The sequence below is a fragment of the Planctopirus hydrillae genome (assembly GCF_001707835.1).
In the GTDB taxonomy this organism is placed as follows: Bacteria; Planctomycetota; Planctomycetia; order Planctomycetales; family Planctomycetaceae; genus Planctopirus; species Planctopirus hydrillae.
This window is the reverse complement of sequence record NZ_LYDR01000039.1, coordinates 159,672-178,457: the sequence shown is the minus strand read 5'-3', so window position 1 is coordinate 178,457 and position 18,786 is coordinate 159,672. Positions and strand designations below refer to the sequence as shown.

Here is an 18,786-nt window from a genome sequence, read left to right as displayed (position 1 = left end):
CGCCAGGTTCTCAGCTCCGATAGCAGTGATTGGCCTCAATGTAGGCTTCGACGGCGCGAGGCACGAGAAATCGAATGCTCCGCCCCTGAGCGACATTCTCTCGCAAAGTGGTGGCACTGAGATCCATCCCGGGCATGCGAAGATGGAGTATTTTCGCGAGAGCCACTTCACCCACGATTGATCTGAGCTCGGCAAGATCGCCAACTGCGGGAGCGGGTTCCTTCCCTCGATTCACCACGGCAAGCGTGGCCAGTTCGAACAGAGCCTGGGGTTCTTTCCAGGTATGGAGCATGGTGAGCGAATCTGCACCCATGAGGAGGAAAAATTCATGCTGCGGGTGAAGCTGCCGAAGCTGACGTAAAGTGTCGACCGTGTAAGAGATTTCTCCACGCTGGATTTCAACGGGCTCAACTTTGAAACAAGGCATGCCCACAACGGCCAGCTTGAGCATCTGAATGCGGTGCTTCGGCTCAAGGATGACACGCCCCGGCTTATGCGGAGGTTGATACGCCGGTATGAACCAGACCTGATCCAGTTGCAGTTTTTCCCGGCAAGTCTCCGCAAGCACCAGATGTGCCAGATGAACGGGGTCGAACGTCCCTCCGTACAGGCCAATCCTCATCGCATGTTCCAGTGTTGGTCCTTGTGGGAAATGAAGGCATGCTGATCATGAGGCAAGTTCAACGATCAGGCTGGTTTCGATTCTCTGATGGATTGCGAGGAGGACGCTGCTGGCGAGGTGGTCGAGAGGATTCGGACGGCATGAACTCTTCGGCCTCTTCCTCTTCGATTTCCCGCTCGACAGCCGCTGGCAGCCCCTTTTTCCCGACGACGGTGATGATCTCTTTCTGATCAGTCAGCACTGTTCTCTGGCCTTCGTAGGCCACCATGAGTTTCTTGGCCAGCAGTTCCTGAGCCACCACCCGGCCCTGGCCTAACTTGGTCACCACTGTCGCACCAATGGGAGGGAGTTCTTTGCGATGCTCTTCGTAAGTATCGTATTCGTATCGCAGGCAGCATTTGAGCCGACCGCAGCGCCCGGAGATTTTCGAAGGGTCGAGCGTGGCCTTTTGCAGCTTGGCCATCTTCATTGAAACAGGGGGCATTTCTTTCAGGTGCGTATTGCAGCAGACAGGTTTGCCGCAATCGCCGTAATCTGCCAGCAGTCGAGCTTCATCCCGGATTCCAATCTGCCGCATTTCAATGCGGGATTGATGCCTTTTGGCCAAGACTTTGACCAGTTCACGGAAATCAATCCGCTGCTCAGAGACATAGTAAAAGACGATTCGTTCACCGCCGAAGACGTGCTCGGTATCGACAAGCTGCATCTGCAGAGACATTTCACCGATCAGTTGCTTGCAACTGTTGAATTCTTCAACTTCCAGTTGGGCCACACGGTCTTTGTGACGCTCATCATCGAGAGTCGGAAGTCGTAAGATTCGACCGGTTTCTTTATCGATCCCCAGCCACTCTCGAGTACTGACCGAAGCAGCACAAAGCACTTCGCCCCATTCGGTCCCGCGATCTGAGCGCACAATCACCTGAGTGCCGCGTGAGACAGGAATGTGCGGCCCTCGAATGACGAACTCTCCCAGCAGACGAGTGACGCCATAGCGAACAACCCATGCCTGGCTGGGGGGAGCTGACATATCCATAAACAATGCCACTTTCCACACAAAGCGTTCGGCTGGCAGTTATTCACCAGCGAATCACCTGCTCTCATGCCCGAAGGGACATCAGGCCCTCAAGGCCTGAGATAATCTTTCAAATTTCTGATGAACACCTTGCCGGAAGTTAACTGCCGCTCAGCCTTTAAACGACCTGTACTCAACAGTTCAAATCTCGTCGATGGTGGTCTCGAAAGTGCCGGGATCCACCGCGAATGCTGGATCCCGGCACTTTTGATTCTCAAGTGTTCTCTAAGGTTCCTGTTTGCCAGGGCTGGTTGCCAGGATCGAGAACGCGGCACAATTACAGCGACTGAACCTTACGGCAGATGGCGTCAGCCATCTGCTGTGTGCCGACAGCCGTGGGATCATTGCGGTTGGCTTTCATGTCGTAAGTGACGTCTTTGCCTTCTTCGATGACGGCGGCCACGGCTTTCTCAAGTCGTTCGGCCGCAGACTTTTCACCCAGATGTTCGAGCATCAGCTTGGCGGAAAGAATGAGTGCGACGGGATTGACCTTGTTCTGGCCTTTGTACTTGGGGGCACTTCCGTGCGTCGCTTCGAAGATTGCTGAATCGGGGCCGATGTTGGCTCCCGGTGCGACACCCAAACCACCCACGAGGCCTGCACACAGGTCACTGAGGATATCGCCATAGAGGTTGGGCAGTAGAATCACATCGTAGAGTTCGGGCTTCTGCACCAACTGCATACACATATTGTCAATGAGACGCTCCATGTAATGCAGATGGCTGCCATCAGCCACTTTCCCAGCGAGAACAGGATCCGCATCTTTGGCGAGCTCCGGCTGCTCGAATTTGGCGTTGTAGGCCTTAGCCACAGCTCGTGACTCGTCGTACCACAGACCATCGGTAAACTTCATGATGTTCGCCTTGCAGACCGAAGTGACCGACTTGCGGCCATTTTCGACGGCGTACTGGAAGGCGTAGTTGGCGATATTGCGTGTCCCTTCGTAGGACATGGGCTTGATACTCACGCCGGTGGTGTCGAGGCCAGTCCCGATCTTTTTGCCGGTCGCCAGACGATTGATCACCTCGATCAGTTCTTTGGTCGCGGGCAGACCTGCCTGGAATTCGACACCTGCATAAAGGTCTTCGGTGTTCTCACGAACCACCACCAGATCGACGGGTGTATTCGAGAAGTAGCTGCGAACTCCCTTATAGGATTTGCAGGGGCGTACGCAGGCATAGAGGCCAAGTTCCTGTCGCAGGAAGACGTTGACGCTGCGAAAACCCTTGCCGATGGGAGTGGTGATCGGTGCTTTGAGAGCCACCTTGTTTTTGCGGATCGATGTCAGTACCGATTCGGGAACCTTGCCGACCTTCTCGATGACTTCAATGCCACATTCCTGGACGTCCCAATTGATTTTGACGCCGGTGGATTCCACACAGCGGCGTGTGGCTTCTGCGATTTCGGGACCGACACCATCTCCGGGAATCAGCGTGACATCGTACATGGCGGAGGACTTTCCAGACGCAAAGGATGTAAGGGAATTTTGTCGTGTGACTGCGAAGACAACGGGAACTTCAAAGTCGAAGTCGCATCCCCGCAGATCATCCATTTCCCGACCCGTCAGTTCAGAACCAGAACCAGTCGGGAAATTTGTTGCTTGAGAGCATAACGAACGGAACACCCCCGCTCCAAGTGTTACCGATCCGCAATCCCGGAGAGATCGACAAGTTCATGGGCGAGGGAGGAGTGTGTCGGCTCAATCCACCCACGAAATTGGCCCGGCTCATGGAATCCACACCATGAGCCGGGCCATAACATCTTAATTCATCAAGGATTGACAATCGCAAGTTACACTGTGCGTGATCATGGAGCGGGTGGGCTCGATCCCATGCCTTGCTGGCCCTTGCGATTACCGCGGATCTTTTTGGAACTCACCTTTCGCGCTGTCGGATCTCCCAGCCCGGGTGGCATATAACTACTTTCCTCTCCACCAGCAGGCCCCAGAAGTGGGTCGACGGCTTCAGGCGGCTTGAATTTTTCGTACTCTTTTTTCTCGCCCTCATACCTTCGCTTCAGCTCGTCTTCCTGTTTCTGATTGGTACTGGAATCAATAAATTCCATCTGGCCCGCTTCATTGACAATGACAGCTTCGGGCAGCAGGCCAAAATTGAGCTTGCCACTCACAGGAGTCAGTCCCAGTTCAGCCATGTGAACAGGCAGCTTGGACTGCAAAGTCACGTTAACTTCGACATCCGCAGCAACGTCGAGCAGCAGATCTGTCGTGCCGATCACGATGTCGGCATCTTCATAAGTGCCATTCCCCAGATCGGCCCGCTTCACCTTCTTGGTCTCTTTGATGACCTGGCCGACCGAGGTGAGATCGAGCGTGGAATTCAGAAGTGACCCGAGTTTCGCATCCCACTGGTAGACACTCATATTCGCCACGGCCTTACGAATCGAGCGGGTTACATCGCGGACTGGATCACGTTCACTTCCCGCCAGGAAGTATTTGACATCCCCAGGAACCACTGCTGGATTCGAAATCGTGCTCCAAGGAGATTCCCGCTCGGCTCCCGCTGCGACCGAAGGATCCACGATTTGCTCAATGGGCAGATTGTAATTCGGATTCGTAAAGAGCAGCTTCACGCGGTAACGATAAGCCCGGCCAGGCTTCACCTGCAGGTCGAGATATCGGAACAGCAATAACCGTCCACCGGCTGTGTCGAGCATCTTTTTGAGCTGCTGGGATGTCATCGCAGGGCTGCCAGGGGCTGCCATAATCGTGGACATCGTCCCCAGAATCTGGTCAGAACTGCTCGACGACATAATCGCCCCCTGAAGGGCGCGCAAATCCCGCTGCACGACGGCAAACCCGCGCCGTTGTGGCTTCTGGGATTGCTCCAGCAGGGCACGCTCTTTAGTCGCCGTTTCGACAACCTTATCAAGGAATCGCTCCTGCTTCGCGCGCTCTTCCGGGCTTAAAGTAAAATTGCGAACTTTCGGATGAGTCGCATGTTCTCCCCAGTACCCCATCAACCTTAACGGAAGAGGCGCAGTGATTGTCGCATCCGAGATACGGGCATCGAAAGGATCAATATCGAAGTTGGGCGATTCCGCCAGAATCTGTGAGTCGGCCACCATGTCGACCGCTTCCCACTTCCCGATCCAGGGGTTGTCGCCAGCCACGGCCTCCTGACGTTCCAGCTTGAAGTCAAGGATTTCCAGGTACTGCTCGGCTTCCGTGAGACTCTGCAGATTCAGGGCTTTTTGAATCTTGGCCACCTGTTGCTGCAAAGGAACAATCCCTCGCACAGCGACATAGCGCACACCACGGGCTTCCACGCTGGAAACCGTCCCACCCACGCTGCCATCCAGCCCATAAGGAGACGAACTGCCAAACGGCGATTCGGCAACGGGTGGCGGACTGTAGGTACCAGCAGGAGATTCAGCACCCGATGCACCCGGGCTGCCTGCTGTTCCACCGACACCAGAACGAATCGCGAATTCCGTGTTGACTTCTTCTTCAGCCGCCTTCGTCAAATCCCCGGTTTCTGTTTCCGCCAGAGTGACATCCAGACCTTTATTGATCGCGATGATCGCTGTCCCGGCATCGGCAATCAGGTCGGCCACAGGCAACCATTCCGGTTCCTTAATCTGCTCCTGCTTGCGATAAAGCGGATGGTAGAGAGGTGTCGAAAACTCGTAAGCGGCGACCGACTCCATCGGCTTCAACAGCTGAGAGGCACGATCCTGGTAAGCCACAATCGCAAACTCGTTGGCTTTCTCCACAGGCCACACACCCGCATCGATATTCGTTTTCGAATTGGTGGCCTTCTTGATGATCTCATCCGGCGATTTCTCTGTCCGGCTCCAGGAGGTGGTTCCCCACACTCCTAACACCAGCAGGCCAATACCGGCCAATGCGATTTTCTCGCCATGATCGACCAGCAGCGATTTGAAATTCAAACCTTTGATACCTGCCATGGGATATCCCCTTGATCTTCAAAAACAATGTTCGCTGAAAAGTTGTCTGCTCGATAGTTGCTGGCGACGTTCTATCAAAGTTCAAAAACGAACCGACGTACAGGCTTAAGTTCCACCGGCTGGTGGAGCAGCAGGCACGGTTTCTCCAGTTGGTGCCGCTGGTTCAGCGGCTGGGGTGACTGGTACTGCAGGGGTTGCAGGTGCCGCTGGCGTTGCAGGGGTAGTGCTCGCTGGCGGAGTCGCTGCGGGATCTGCCGCTGCGGGATCTGTTGGTGCGGGATTAACAGGTGCTGCCGGTGTGGCGCCATCCACCGGGGAGGGTTCCGCTGGTGCCGGATTCGTCATTTCCGGAGTCGTCGCTTCGGTACCTGCCGGGGTTTCAGAAGTGGCTGGTGCTGCTGGTGTTGCCGTGGAATCTGCAGATGTCGCTGCTGCTGCGTCAGGGGCTGCCTGGGGCGGATTGTAAAGCGTGAAGTAACCGGCAATCACAACTTCTGCGATATTCGGATCAGTGAGTGCCGTTTGCAGAGCTGCATTCGCCGCCTGAATTTTGTTCATCAGCATCGGATTGTTGGCATCCTGGGGATTAATGCCCTGAGGCTGTGTCAGGAATTCCGGGGGAACACTGTTCGCTCCTCCGCCAGTGATCCCTTCGGATGCTGTTCCAAACGTAGGCGAAGAGCCGCCAAAACTCCCGGCTTCAGCGCCATAACTCGGCATGCCTGAGGCTCCGCCGCGGGCAAAGTTGCCGTCCTCATTTTTGCGAATCATCTGCACACGAACGATTTCCACTGGCCAGACAGAGCGTTCGTTACTGGTCAACTCCGCGATGAAATCGGGAATGCGGCGGTGATCCATCAGCACGGAGAGATAAAATCCTCGCGTGCGAAAGGGTGCTCCTTCATCATCATCAATATAACGGCGAGCGGCTGCCATCTGCGGAGCCCCGTCACCCAGCGCGGAGGGATCAGCGGCAAAAGAATCCGCCGATGATGAGCTGCCATTCAGGCCACCTTCGCCACCGGCTGAGCCAAACTCTTCCTTAATGGGGAAATCGGCACTGGCGGGTGGGGCAATCTTGCCACCACGCCCGCCACCTCCACTGGAAAAAGCATCGCCACCCATCGCCATGGGTGGGGAATAACCCTCGCTACTACCTCCTGATGGATCGCCACCCGCGGCGGGAGCATCAATCGGTTCACCACGCTTACCACCCATCAACTGGAGTTTCAGAATCTGATGAATGGAAGCATCCAGCCGATTGTTAGTCGTTTCACCCCCATTGAGTTGAGTGATCGTGCTCAGGAGCGAATCCAGGAGCCAGAGATCTTCCTGGGCATCCCACATTTCTTTCGAGGTGGGGGGCAGATCGCGCCAGTATTTCACCGGCATGGCCTGCAGCGGGAAGACAACGACGCCTTCGCCCGTCTGTGCATTAAAGGGGCGAACCTTCTGCCAGACAGAGGCAATGTCGGATGGTGAACTGGTGCGATAGATATCCCGGGCCAGAGGTGCAAATTCGCCGCGATAACCTGCTTCATCCGCATAGGGCTGAATATTCTTGGGCCATGCCATTTTGGCCCGCTGTTGATCCCAGAGCATCGTACGGGCGAGTTCGACCTGACGCTCCTGATAAGTGTTGATCGTCGAGAGTTTGTTCGAGTAATCCGCACTGGGGATATTTCCCTTGGGGATCTTGTCTTCAGCGTCTTTGATTTCTTTTGTGCGTGTAACAATTGTCGTCGCCAGTGAAGACGACGCCATCCACCAGCCAGCGAGACTTAAAATCACGACCAGCCCACTGAGGATCCAGAAGCGATTGCGAATGATGGGTTCCAGTTTTTCCATATCGATCTCCGCACTATTCATGGTCACAAGAAGTGACTTGGCGCTGTTCTTTGTTCGATCAATCCGCGTTCAATAAATTCGTTCGATTTCAATCGCCAGTTTCAAGTCGTATTTAAATTAAACCGCCGGCGGTGTCTGTGGTGTGGCTGCCGGGGCCTGACCATCCTGCGGTGCTGCTGCGGGATCGACTGGTGGAAGAGCTGGATCGACTTTGGGTCGATCTTTTTCAGGAGTCGGCTTCCAGACAAACTGCACGACAAAGTTCGTCATATGAATCTTGCGAGGCGTATTGATTTGCTCCGGTGGCAACTGCGTATCGATCACACGGCCTGTCCCTGTCCCGGGAATACCTGTCCCGGGAATACCAGGGCTGGGAATTCCCGGACTGGAAATTCCACCCGGTGTCGGTGGGGAATAGCTCGACTCGGCACCGGAACCGCCGGGATTGAATCCCGGCTGGAAGCCAGGCCTCAGGCCGCGAGCCGCACTGCTCGCACTGGCCATATCGGGACGACCCATCGGGTAGTAATCGATGAGCACGAAGGGATCCGCTTTGACAGTCGCGTAACTGATCCCGAGTTGACCGACAGGAGTTTCAATCACCTGACCTGTGACCGCATCTTTGCGAGTCACCTTAAAGCTCTGGAGATTTTTCAGCAGAGTATTCACGACATACCCTGTTCCCTGGCCTTTGACAGGATCTTCCGGTGCATGGTGAAAATGCACCCCATGCAGGGTGAAGACATACCCCGGGCCAGTGGGCCCTGTCTTGCGTGCCTCAGTTTTATCAAAGGGCGAAAAATATTGAGGTGAGACCTTCGCTAATTGAGCGTTATCGTTGTACCAGGTTGCCAGATCATCGTATTTTTTGGATGTCACTGACTTCAGCGAAATGCGGTTCATCAGCTCAATGCGGGTCTCATCGAGCTGTTCGGCACTTTCATCCCGGGGCAGGCATTCATCAATCGCCTTGTAAAGTTCCAGCCAGTTCGCACGGGAATCGAGTGCTTTGACCAGCTTTTCGCCACGCTCTTTAGCAGCCGCATTGCGACTTTCCTGTGCCTTGTAATCGCTGTCGAGCTTGGCGGCGTATTTGGCAACTTCATCAGCCTTGGTCTCAGCACCACCAAAGCGGCTCTTGCTCACCGATTGGGCGACACTGCCATAACCCGCCACTGATGTGGCCAGTCCGAAGAGCAGCACGGCAGCGGTGGCCACTGCCCAGGGCTTTTTGCGGCGAATCTTCCTGGCCACCACAATTTCGGGTGGCAAGAGAGAAGTATGAATCTGCGTCTGCCCGAGAAGCTGAAGGGCCAGTCCATAGGGTCCTGTGAACGTCAGAATGTTATCATGGAAGAGGGGCGCTGTCAGGACACTGTCGCCCACAGAACTCGGGAAGGTGTCGATTTTCTCGACTTCGTAGTTGAGGTTCTGCTGGAGAAATTTGGCCAGACCAGCCAGCTTGAAGCCATTTCCCAGACCGACCAGCTTCGTGATCTGAGCCGAACGATTCACGCTCGAAAAGAAGCCAATTGACCGCTGGATTTCGTTGACATAGTCGTTGAAGACCGGCCGCATGGCCTGAAAGACAGCCTTGGGATCAGGTGATTTTGTGGCGTTGCATTTGAGATGTTCGGCCTTGGCAAACGTGAGTTTCATTTCCCGCGTCAATGCCCGCGTGAAATGATTACCGCCAATCGGCACATTACGAGTCCAGATTTTCTTGCCATTGGTGACGATCAATGTCGTCTGGTCGCAGCCCATATCGAGTGCCACGACGTACTGGTCATCGGCCAGAGAATTCAATGACTGCTCAGGGTCTTTCCGCTGCCCCAGCCGGTCGAACCAGAGAAAGTTGTAGACAGCCAAAGGTGCAATCTGCACCAGTTCCAGTTCCAGCTTCCGCTGATTGAACGGATACATCTGGTGTTCAATATCGTCGCGCTTCATGGCGAAGAGGCCGACTTCGGCATCCAGCATGAATCCGCCTTCGACGGACGATGATCCCATGGGCTGGAAATCCCAGATCACATCCTCCAGCGGGAAAGGAATCTGCTGGCGGGCTTCATACCGCACAATCTCAGCGACCTTCGATTCTTCGACAGGTGGTAACTGAATGAACTTCAGCAGCGATTTCGATCCCGGGAGCGAAATCCCCAGCAGATCTCCCTGAATCTGATTGCGGCTCAAGAACGTTTTCAGAGCTTCGGAAATCAGTTCATCCGGATCTGCATCTGGCTGGCTCAACAGTTTGGGATGCGGCACATAATCAAATGCGACAGCAAAGACCTGATTCGAGGCCTCGGCATAGCGCAGCTTGATGGCCTTGAGACCAGCCTGTCCAATTTCGATCCCCCAGGCAGATTTCAATTCGGCCATAACGAAAACCCCTCTTGTCCATTCATCAAGGCGTTGTTTCAGCGTGTGGACTGATTGCGTATATCACTGATTGCATATGCTTCATGGTGAAGCAGGAAGTCACCTTTCTGCTTCACGATCTTTTCAAACCCAATACTCCGGACAGCCTGGTCGCCCAACTGCCCAGACTCAATCATCTCCTTCTATCGCACCACTACATTACGTTGAATTTCAGCTTTTCGCTGGATTTCTGACCAGACAGAAGACTACCACCCTCTTAGAGAGCCGTCATTTCATTCCTGTGACTTTCATTTTGCCGCGTCTTCCCCTCCGCAGAAATCGTCTGAAACATCGTTCTTCAAACGCAGTTTTTCTGGCGCCTGCTGAGACTGAATCAGCGCCGGCATACCAGTCGAAAAACCGGATTCAAACCCGTCAGGAAAGTTGTGGGCAATTGTCACGTTCTGCAAGAATATGCTCAAAAGAGAGGCGCTCGCGAGAAATCGCTGGGGCAGAATTGAAAAACACGCAAGGAAATTACGAATAAACAATCAAGTACTGAGACTACAGCCCCGACCCGAGAAAAGTCAATAAGTAGCGTCAGTCCAGAGAGTTAGGTGATAGAAACAGCCGTTTCTCACAAACTTGAGTGAACTGATGTCCTGCCTTCCCACGGAAAGGAGGCTTGTGGCATCCTGCAGGAACTGGCCCGTCATCCACCAGGATTCCCCATGATTTAGACTCGTGTTCGGCATTCGAGGTTCCAGAAGTTTTTCATGTCGGACCTGTCGATGCAAAAATCCTGTCAAATGAGATCCCTCTCGATCGCAACTCCTCCCAGACAAACATTTTAACGAACATGCAGGTTCCAGCGATTCGAGCGGTTATGTAAGCGTCAGGTATTGATTGAGCCGCCCGTAATTTCACAGGTCTGGGGAATTGTCGGCTGGTGGCTTGATCTCGCCCGCTCACGCCAGCAATGTGGCTGATGTAATTCGACTCGATCAAGCCCGAAAACGTTCTCGATCTCCTGGATCAATCCGCTTCAGTCAGCCAAACAGCCTGTAGAAACCTCCCGGTATGACGAAAACCTGCTCTGAAGTTTATGTGCTGATTCCATCGCATAGCCTCGAAGACTTTCCACAGGATCTGGGAGAAGAGGCTGCCGGCAGCCTGCTGGAAGCTTTTGCCATCGCCTGGCATCCGGCTCTCCTGGCGACGGCTGGTCGAATTCCACAATGGTACCGGGCTGATGCTCCTCCCGAACCCGCACCCGGGCAGCTACTGATTCTTCCCCAACCCTCGGAAGACTGGTTTCCTTACGACTGGCACGAGCGATTAGAGCAAGCCGGAGCGGGCTTACTCAAAACCGTGGCCCGCCGAGAAGAGAATCTGCAGCAACTCCAGGCGTGGCTCGAATCCGATGCCGACGATTCTGCAAAGGCGAGCGCGTTCTTTCAGCAGGAAGCGAAAAGCTGCATCGACGATTTTCTCGCCTTCGGAACCACAGTTCTGCAACTGGAACTCCTCTCCCGACAGATGCGGCACTTCAGCAGTCTGGATGAAATCATCTTGCAACAGCGAACTGTGGGAGCAGCCCGCTCGCTGGCTGCTGGTGAGTTTTCGCCATGCCGACAGCAACTGGCCACTGCCTTTGAAAATCTGCTCGAAACACGCGAGCGATTTTATCCCGGCGAAATCTCACTCTTCGACCTGTGCCTGGCACCTTCCGAGCTCGACATGCCCCGGTTGAAAGCAGCGCTGCATGGCTTCACATGGCCGATCAACGAGCCCTTAGGAAACCGGCCAGCCGTCAACTTTCTGGCGGGTTCACTCGAAACCTCTCCACTGCTGAAGCTGGTTGACGAACCATTGCCACTGGTGGCAACTCAGGAGCTTTCAGCACCATTAGACAATGCTCCGACCACCACTCTGAAAGAACTGCTGGCCCAGGGTGCTGTCGATGTTCTTGGTGGGGAAGCCGTCGAGCTTTGTACGCCGCTGATTTCGCCACAAATGTGGATCAGGAACTTTCAACATGGGCATCAACTCGCAAAAACTCAACTGGGAATTGTTCCGCGGGTGTTTGCCCGGCGGCTCTTTGGGCTGGTGCCGCAACTCCCCGGTCTCCTCTCACAGACAGGTTATGCGGGTGCGTTACACCTGCTTCTCGATGAAGGAAACTACCCGGATGAAGAGTTCAGCAGCTTCCGTTGGGAAGGTGCCAGCGGTGAGGCTGTGACGGCTTTCTCACGAATCCCACTCCCCGCACAATCCGCAGGGACCTTTTTGAGACTGGCCACCAGGCTGGGAGAGGCGCTTGATAGCGATGGGAACCCGGCTCTCGGTTTCGCTCGCTGGCCTGAAGTCGCGACTCCCTGGTTTCATGATCTTCAGCGAGCTGCCACGTTTGCCCCCGTCCTGGGGAAGTTCGTCACCTGCAAAGAGTTTCTGGAACGAGTGGAATACCCCGACCATGTGCGGCAATACCACGCCGGCGAATATCTTTCGTCGAGCCTCGTCTATGCCGTAGCTGCTCGCGAGAAAAACGCCATTTCGAGAGTCGCGAATGCCTGGAAACTGCAAGGAGAGCAAGCGGCCTGGCAGTTCTGCGAAGTCCAGCGCTCGCTTCTCTCTCGAAGTGAAAACGTACCGCAGCCTGTGGAAGGGCTCAAAGGTGGGGATCAACGCTGGGAAGATGAACTTCTCACCCACTTCCGCATGATGGGTGCCAGCGACAATCGCTCAACCACGGATCAAGCCGCAAGTGCCGACAAGGAGTGGTCGACAGCAACCGAACTCCAGCAGACCGCTCAACAGTTCGCGCATCGGCTCGGGTCAAAAGTTCAAACGGACGAGGCTGCGGCAAGTCCCGTCGGAACTTTACTGATCAATCCACTCCCCTGGGCGCGTCCTGTTCCCGAGGAAATTGCCGACGGAACCTCCTCGACCATTCCCCCTTGCGGCTATCTCTGGCTAGATCGTGACTCGACGAACGCCCAAAGTTCCGCACGCAAGGGCAAGCCCGTCGTCAAATTTACCGAAGGTGTCCTTTCGAACGATCTCTTCGAGGTCGTTTTTCATCCGCAGACGGGAGGGATCGCCCGGATTCGCCGGCACGAGCAGCGCGAAAACCGATTGAGCCTGCAGCTTGCCCGCCGCTTTCCGCGCGAGCGGGCCATTCGCCTCGGGCCGGATCCTGACGACGAAGTCATCAAAACGGCTTACTCGGAGATGCGCGCAGGTGAGTTATCAATCATCGCTCAGACGAGTCATTCCCTCACGGTTCGATCGCTGGGAGACCTCATTGATCAGGCGAAAGGGGAACGCATCTGCTACTACAAACTCGATGTGACCATTCGTGCCGGTTCGCTGAAAGTGGAGATCGATCTGCAGTTTCTCGAACTCGCAGCCTTCGATGGCGACCCCTGGAACAACTACATCGGGGCCCGCTTTGCCTTTGGCAACGAGATGTCGGCCATATCCCGCTCTGTCCTGGGAAGTGTCCATGTGGCAGGCAGCGAACGGTTTGAAGCTCCTGAGTTTGTCGAAATCTGCGATGGTTCCCTGCGGGCGACGATTTTGCCGCATGGCCGGCCCTACTTTCGCAAAACCGGCCCCCGCATGCTCGATGGCCTGATGGTCGTTTCGGGCGAGTCGTCCCGCCGCTTCCGCTGGACCATTGCCATTGATGACCCGCATCCCGCGAGGCTTGCCCAGGATGCAAGAGTTCCGCTTGTCCGGCTGGATCACATGACCCGGCCTTCGACGGGCGAGACCTCATTTTTCGTCCAATGCCCCGCCAGACAAGTGAGCATTCTGTCGTGGGAAGCGGGGATGACCGACTGGCCCATCGAAGCTCCAGCCGACCCTTCAAATTCTGAGGATATCGATACAGCTACGAAGGCGACGGTTCGCAAGAAGTCGTGCCGGGTGCGGCTGATGGAGACTGAGGGGCAGGCCAAAACCTTTTCGATGGTCTGGTATGCACCGCTGGTGGGGGCTCGCAAATTGGCACTGGGTGGAGCTCATGCTGCGTGGCTGAAAACAACGGGAAATGAAACCCGCGTCGCACTCAGTGCGTACGAATTCGCCGATATCGAGTTTGTGTTTGAATAATGGCCCAAAAAGATGACGACGGGTGGCTGAGGTGAAACGTCCTCGTTTGCCCCCAGGTCATTGCACTCGAGTCGTCTATGATCAATAGGCGATCAAGTTAGGAAAACATGTCGCGGAAGCGTTTGTGCTTTCAGCGCTGTGGAACTGGGGGTGGATAACGACAGCCGAGCCCAGCGACCCTTCCTGACATCAAATGTGATGTGGAAAGGGCTTAAAACCACGCCCTTACGCACTCTTTAATTCTTTAGGGGCTTCAGGGTCGTGCCACCCAAGGCTGTTTGAAAGATTGTGGCGAGTCATGCGCATGGCGCGGTCTCTTGTTGTCGTGGCTCTGCACGACAACCCGGCCACGAGTTGGCTAGGCCACCCTGGCGATATCAAGTTTGCCTTTGAATGACGATCCAGAGGTTGCTTACTTCTTCTCAGGTTCGAGGGCAAAATCTGCGGTATTCGCCCCTTCCTTGAGAGTGACCTTGAGTGGGCTGGTTTTGGCATTGCGGTATCGAGGTGGGATCTGATCCATCTCTTTGGGCTTCTGCACAGGGGGGCTGTTGGGGTTCGAGTTGTCTTCGATCATCGGGGGCACAATCAGCACCTGATATTCACCCGGCGGGAGTGGATCAACCAACACGACGGAAAAGCTGCCATCAGCCGAGATATTCGCCGAGGCCCCTGCTCCGCCACCCACTTTGGAGAGCTGCACAATCCCTTCGGGAACGGGCTGACCACTGAACGTGACTTTGCCCGTCAGTTGGGCCTGCGGCCCGCGATCTGCAGAGCCACACCCGGCATTCATCAACAAAGCACCGCAGACAAAGGCGGCAAAGATCGAGCGGAACATGCTGTTCATCCTCGGAAATGGAAGAGTCAATGGTGGGTTGCTGATCGAATGAGATCGACAACGTTGGAAAAAATGAGGGCCACCAGCAGCACTGGCAGCCCCCGATGTTCATGCACAATTGGCAGCGATTAGAATTCGCCGACAACGTTCCCATCAGCGCGGGCTGCCAGGAAGCGGAGCGTGTCGAAGTTCATATTCTCGGAAAGGAACTTGACCGTACCGTCACCAATGAGGACATGGGCACCGCCAGTATGGGCTGACTGAATCGGTGTGTTGCAGCTTTGTGAGTTTGCACCATTCAGAGAGACATTGCGAGTGTTGATCGGGTAACGAACCGTCGTTGTATTGAAACAGCGAGAGTCATAGCCCGTACCCATCCAAATTGAGTCGCCACCATCTGAACGATACTCAACGTTATTGGTGTTTCCCGCATCGCGGCCCCAATTCGATTGTTCGGCCACCATCACGATATTCGAACTTCCATCAGTCATGTCGCGGAAGTTGAAGTTACGGCTGCGTGTGAACATCCCGGAATCTGAACGAATGCCATTTGCAGTTGATACTTCACTGATACCCACAGCCCCTTCAATGAGCGTGTAGCTGCCGCGTTGCCAAGTTACTCCGCTTCGAGTACTTGAATCGACTAATGGCGACGAGGGACAAATGAATCCAGCCACCTTGAAACCATTGAAGGTTGGGCCCTGTGGACCGCCACTGGCTGCTCCGTGCCACCATGTGCCCGTCAATGAGAAATTGATTCGGTTGTACTGAGGTGCTTGATCGACATAGGGCAGGATGTGAACCCAAGCCGTCGGGCCATGGTTGTTGAGGGGTGAGTTCGGAATATTCCCCGGTGGGAACGTGTTGTGGGTGTCGTGGTAGTTGTGCAGTGCCAACCCCACCTGCTTGAGATTGTTCTTGCACTGGGTGCGGCGGGCCGCTTCCCGCGCCTGCTGAACTGCCGGCAACAGCAGTGCAATCAGGATGGCGATAATCGCAATCACCACCAGAAGTTCAATGAGTGTAAATCCAGAGCGACGGGTTGAACCGCCAAAAGCTTGTGCCATGAGAATGGCCTCCTTGAAAAGAAGTGAAAAGCGAAAAAGGACCGAGACAAGACATATCAGTATATGCACCTGCGAACATTCCTGGCAAGGAGCTTGACCATTCGCACGCTGTAAATTCTGCACGCAAAGTACTTCCAAGCCCAAAATAACCAGAAAACCACAGGAGGCCACCCTGTTAATACAGCACACAAAATCACTTACATATTCAGATTGTTAATGTATTTTACTATTTACACATACACTATGGAAATGCCTGCTGTGATCCTCACTGATCAGAGGCCGACGAACAGGTAGAACTTCGTATCCGCAGAGCACCGAGATCTTCTCAGTCGGCTGGCTGGTGAACGATCGCCGGTGGTCGCTGGGCCATCATGCCGACCGCATCATTGGGCCTCGGGCCACGAAAATTTTCCGGCAGTCATCCCCGTGTCGCTGACCCAATCCAGGGCTCCAGCATCACACCTCTTCAATGATTCAACCCAGGATCGTTTTGGGCAAACCCCAAGGTGTTGGCATGTTTTTCGCTGCCAAATCTTCTGGTCGCCGTTGGGTGCGGCCCGGTCAGTAATTTCGAACATCTCTGGATCGAGTCGAGCCTCAAACGCAACGTTTTCTGAGTTGACAGCCATCAATGACGGTCTGATCGGGCTGCCTGGCAGCCGGAGTGAACGATGCAGAAGCATCACAGTTCACTGTGAGATTTTGCCGATAAGACATTGTTGGAACTCGGGAGATGAATCCGTTCGCAGTTTTGCCGCAAGAAATGGAAGTTTGACGATTGTCGGGATGGAGCCGGGTCATCAGTGAGTCATTAAGACGTTGATGCGGAACTTGAATCCGCAGATAGGCAACCCATGGGTACCCAGATCTCGGAAAAACTACCGCCAGCGATCGATTTCCCCCAGCCTCGTCGGAGAGCTTTTCATTTCCAGCCCGTGGTGCCTGACGAAAGTCCGCAGACCAGAATCCAAAGGTCACAGGCGATTCCCTCCCGTCTCTCCAGTGAGACAATTGCCATCATTCCGAGGACAGATTTCACCAGCCCTGCCCATCAGCACGTCCCGATTTTCTGCCATCGAGTCCTGAGTCCGCAGGAATTCCGCCGCCGGTTATGGCACATGACACCGGGGCTGCTGCCCCTGTTGTTGTGGGTGATCCCTCATACCGATCCGTGGGGTTGGATTTTATGGAGTGTGGTGCTTGGTCTGACTTTAATGACGGCAACGGTCATGCTGAGGCGCTTTTCGAAAATTGCCCGTCCCGGTGAAGACCACGGTTATGACGCTGTGCTGGCGTATGCCGTGGTGGTTCTGGCGACATTGTGGCTTTTCCCTGGTCGGGAGGAGATCGGCATGATGACACTGGCGATTCTCGCCTTTGGAGATGGATCGGCCACACTCCTGGGGCTCAAGTTTGGCGAGCGAAAACTCCCCTGGAATGGCTGCAAATCGTGGGTGGGCCTCTCGGCCTTCGTTGCGATGGGGACACTGGCTGGTGCCCTCATGTTCTGGGGAGAATTCCGGCCTGGTGTTGATTTTCGCCTGGCACTGGGCGTGAGCTTTCTGGCCAGTTTGACCGCAGGACTGGTGGAATCTTTCCCATCGTTACGCAATGACAATCTCCGCGTAGGAATCGCGGCGGCCGGCACCGGAGCAATCGCGCATTTTCTCCTGATTCCTTCGTGATTTCGACGAATCCGCCAGATCCGCAGTTGTGACCGGCCCCCCGGCTCATGTTACGCTGCAAATTCTCACTCCGGTGCGTTTTCGCTGTTTCGGTCAGTGATGACGGCAACCGGTCCATCATTGCTCAACCAGACGACTGACATCCTGCTGACCGACTCTCGAAGGAATTCCCTTGTCCACTCCCTTTCTGGAAGCCCGGGGACTGAAAAAAACATTCGGTTCTCATCAGGCCGTCAAGAATGTCAGCTTCTCGATCATGCATGGAGAAGCGTTTGGTTTGCTGGGGCCCAACGGAGCCGGAAAATCAACCACCATCCGGATGCTGGCAGGATTGATGGCCCCGGACGCCGGTGAGGTTCTCCTGGAGGGGGAACCCGCCTGGAAGCATCCCGAAAAATGGAAACGGCAACTGGGTCTGGCACCTCAGCAACTGGCGCTGTACCCGGAGCTTTCCGCGATCGAAAATATTCGCTTCTTCGGTGGCTTGTATGGACTGAAAGGGGCGGCTCTTTCCCAGCGGACTGATGAGTTGCTCGAACTCGTGGGGTTGGAAGATGCGGCTCACCGGATTGCTGCCAATTATTCGGGCGGCATGCAGCGTCGGCTTAACCTGGCGATCACGCTAGTTCATAAACCTCGTCTGGTCATTCTCGATGAACCCACTGTGGGTGTCGATCCGCAATCCCGGGCTCACCTGCTGGAATCTGTCCGCCAACTGGCACGCGATGGGACATCGATCATCTATGTCAGCCACTACATGGAAGAGGTCGAAGCTCTGTGCCGGCGTGTGGCGATTATCGATCATGGGGTGGTTCTGGAATGCGGTGTTCTCGATCAGCTCTTAGGATCAGTCCCCACGCAACTGGTGCTGCATGTCCGGCCTGCCAACAGCGTCGATCCGGTGAGGACTGGCCATGACCCCAGTTCGTCATTCTCGGCACGATTGCAGCACATTGCCCGGCGTGTCGATCCTGAAGCCACAGGCGTCAAAGTGTCTGTCGGCGAGAATGCCGAGTCTTTACCCACCGTATTGATTGAAACCAGCTTTACCGAATGGCCTGATCGATTGCATCAGCTCTCGCAGGCGTTCCATGCCGATTCAATCCTGATCGATCGTGTGGAATCGAGACAGCAGAATCTCGAACGCTTGTTCCTGCAATTGACTGGAAGAGCCCTGCGTGCCTGAAAATCCTCATTTCTAACGCAAGAATCCTGAACTAAACATCAGCATGACAGGCAGCGTGGAG

The 18,786-nt window shown here is 54.9% G+C and carries 11 protein-coding genes; 3 read left to right on the top strand and 8 right to left on the bottom strand.

Features of this window, described 5'->3' with window-relative positions; all coding sequences use genetic code 11:
• Nucleotides 1-10: 10 nt before the first annotated feature.
• The 6 genes from nadD to pilM form a co-directional block, all read right to left on the bottom strand.
• Nucleotides 11-622, bottom strand: a complete 612-nt coding sequence (gene nadD / locus A6X21_RS03855; protein ID WP_068846180.1) for a nicotinate-nucleotide adenylyltransferase — start codon at nucleotides 620-622, stop codon at nucleotides 11-13.
• Nucleotides 623-680: 58 nt separating this feature from the next.
• Nucleotides 681-1,655 (bottom strand): PSP1 domain-containing protein, encoded by a 975-nt coding sequence (locus A6X21_RS03850; protein WP_068846179.1) that lies wholly within the window; start codon nucleotides 1,653-1,655, stop codon nucleotides 681-683.
• A 316-nt stretch (nucleotides 1,656-1,971) separates the two neighbouring features.
• On the bottom strand, nucleotides 1,972-3,141 hold the full coding sequence (locus A6X21_RS03845; RefSeq protein WP_068846178.1) for an isocitrate/isopropylmalate dehydrogenase family protein: 1,170 nt from the start codon (nucleotides 3,139-3,141) through the stop codon (nucleotides 1,972-1,974).
• 359 nt (nucleotides 3,142-3,500) lie between these two features.
• Nucleotides 3,501-5,621, bottom strand: a complete 2,121-nt coding sequence (locus A6X21_RS03840; RefSeq protein ID WP_068846177.1) for a hypothetical protein — start codon at nucleotides 5,619-5,621, stop codon at nucleotides 3,501-3,503.
• Between the two features lie 105 nt (nucleotides 5,622-5,726).
• A complete protein-coding gene (locus tag A6X21_RS03835) occupies nucleotides 5,727-7,469 on the bottom strand; it encodes a hypothetical protein (protein WP_068846176.1) in 1,743 nt (580 codons plus the stop codon).
• Between the two features lie 117 nt (nucleotides 7,470-7,586).
• Entirely contained in the window at nucleotides 7,587-9,848 is a 2,262-nt protein-coding gene (gene pilM, locus A6X21_RS03830; protein ID WP_068846175.1) for a type IV pilus assembly protein PilM, read from the bottom strand.
• Between the two features lie 1,059 nt (nucleotides 9,849-10,907).
• On the opposite strand from pilM, the gene A6X21_RS03820 reads away from it, so the two are divergent.
• On the top strand, nucleotides 10,908-13,946 hold the full coding sequence (locus tag A6X21_RS03820; protein WP_068846173.1) for a glycoside hydrolase family 38 N-terminal domain-containing protein: 3,039 nt from the start codon (nucleotides 10,908-10,910) through the stop codon (nucleotides 13,944-13,946).
• A gap of 412 nt (nucleotides 13,947-14,358) precedes the next feature.
• Here A6X21_RS03820 and A6X21_RS03815 read toward each other — a convergent pair whose 3' ends face one another.
• Together A6X21_RS03815 and A6X21_RS03810 are read right to left on the bottom strand one after the other, a co-directional pair.
• The gene (locus A6X21_RS03815; protein WP_068846172.1) at nucleotides 14,359-14,787 is read right to left on the bottom strand and encodes a carboxypeptidase-like regulatory domain-containing protein; all 429 of its coding nucleotides are present in this window, start codon (nucleotides 14,785-14,787) and stop codon (nucleotides 14,359-14,361) included.
• A 128-nt stretch (nucleotides 14,788-14,915) separates the two neighbouring features.
• A complete protein-coding gene (locus A6X21_RS03810; protein WP_068846583.1) occupies nucleotides 14,916-15,854 on the bottom strand; it encodes a DUF1559 domain-containing protein in 939 nt (312 codons plus the stop codon).
• A gap of 854 nt (nucleotides 15,855-16,708) precedes the next feature.
• Here A6X21_RS03810 and A6X21_RS03800 point away from each other — a divergent pair.
• Complete coding sequence (locus A6X21_RS03800) at nucleotides 16,709-17,539, top strand: diacylglycerol/polyprenol kinase family protein (RefSeq protein WP_068846170.1); 831 nt, start codon at nucleotides 16,709-16,711, stop codon at nucleotides 17,537-17,539.
• Nucleotides 17,540-17,711: 172 nt separating this feature from the next.
• Nucleotides 17,712-18,725, top strand: coding sequence for an ABC transporter ATP-binding protein (locus tag A6X21_RS03795; RefSeq protein WP_083233384.1), 1,014 nt, complete (start codon nucleotides 17,712-17,714; stop codon nucleotides 18,723-18,725).
• Nucleotides 18,726-18,786 lie beyond the last annotated feature (61 nt).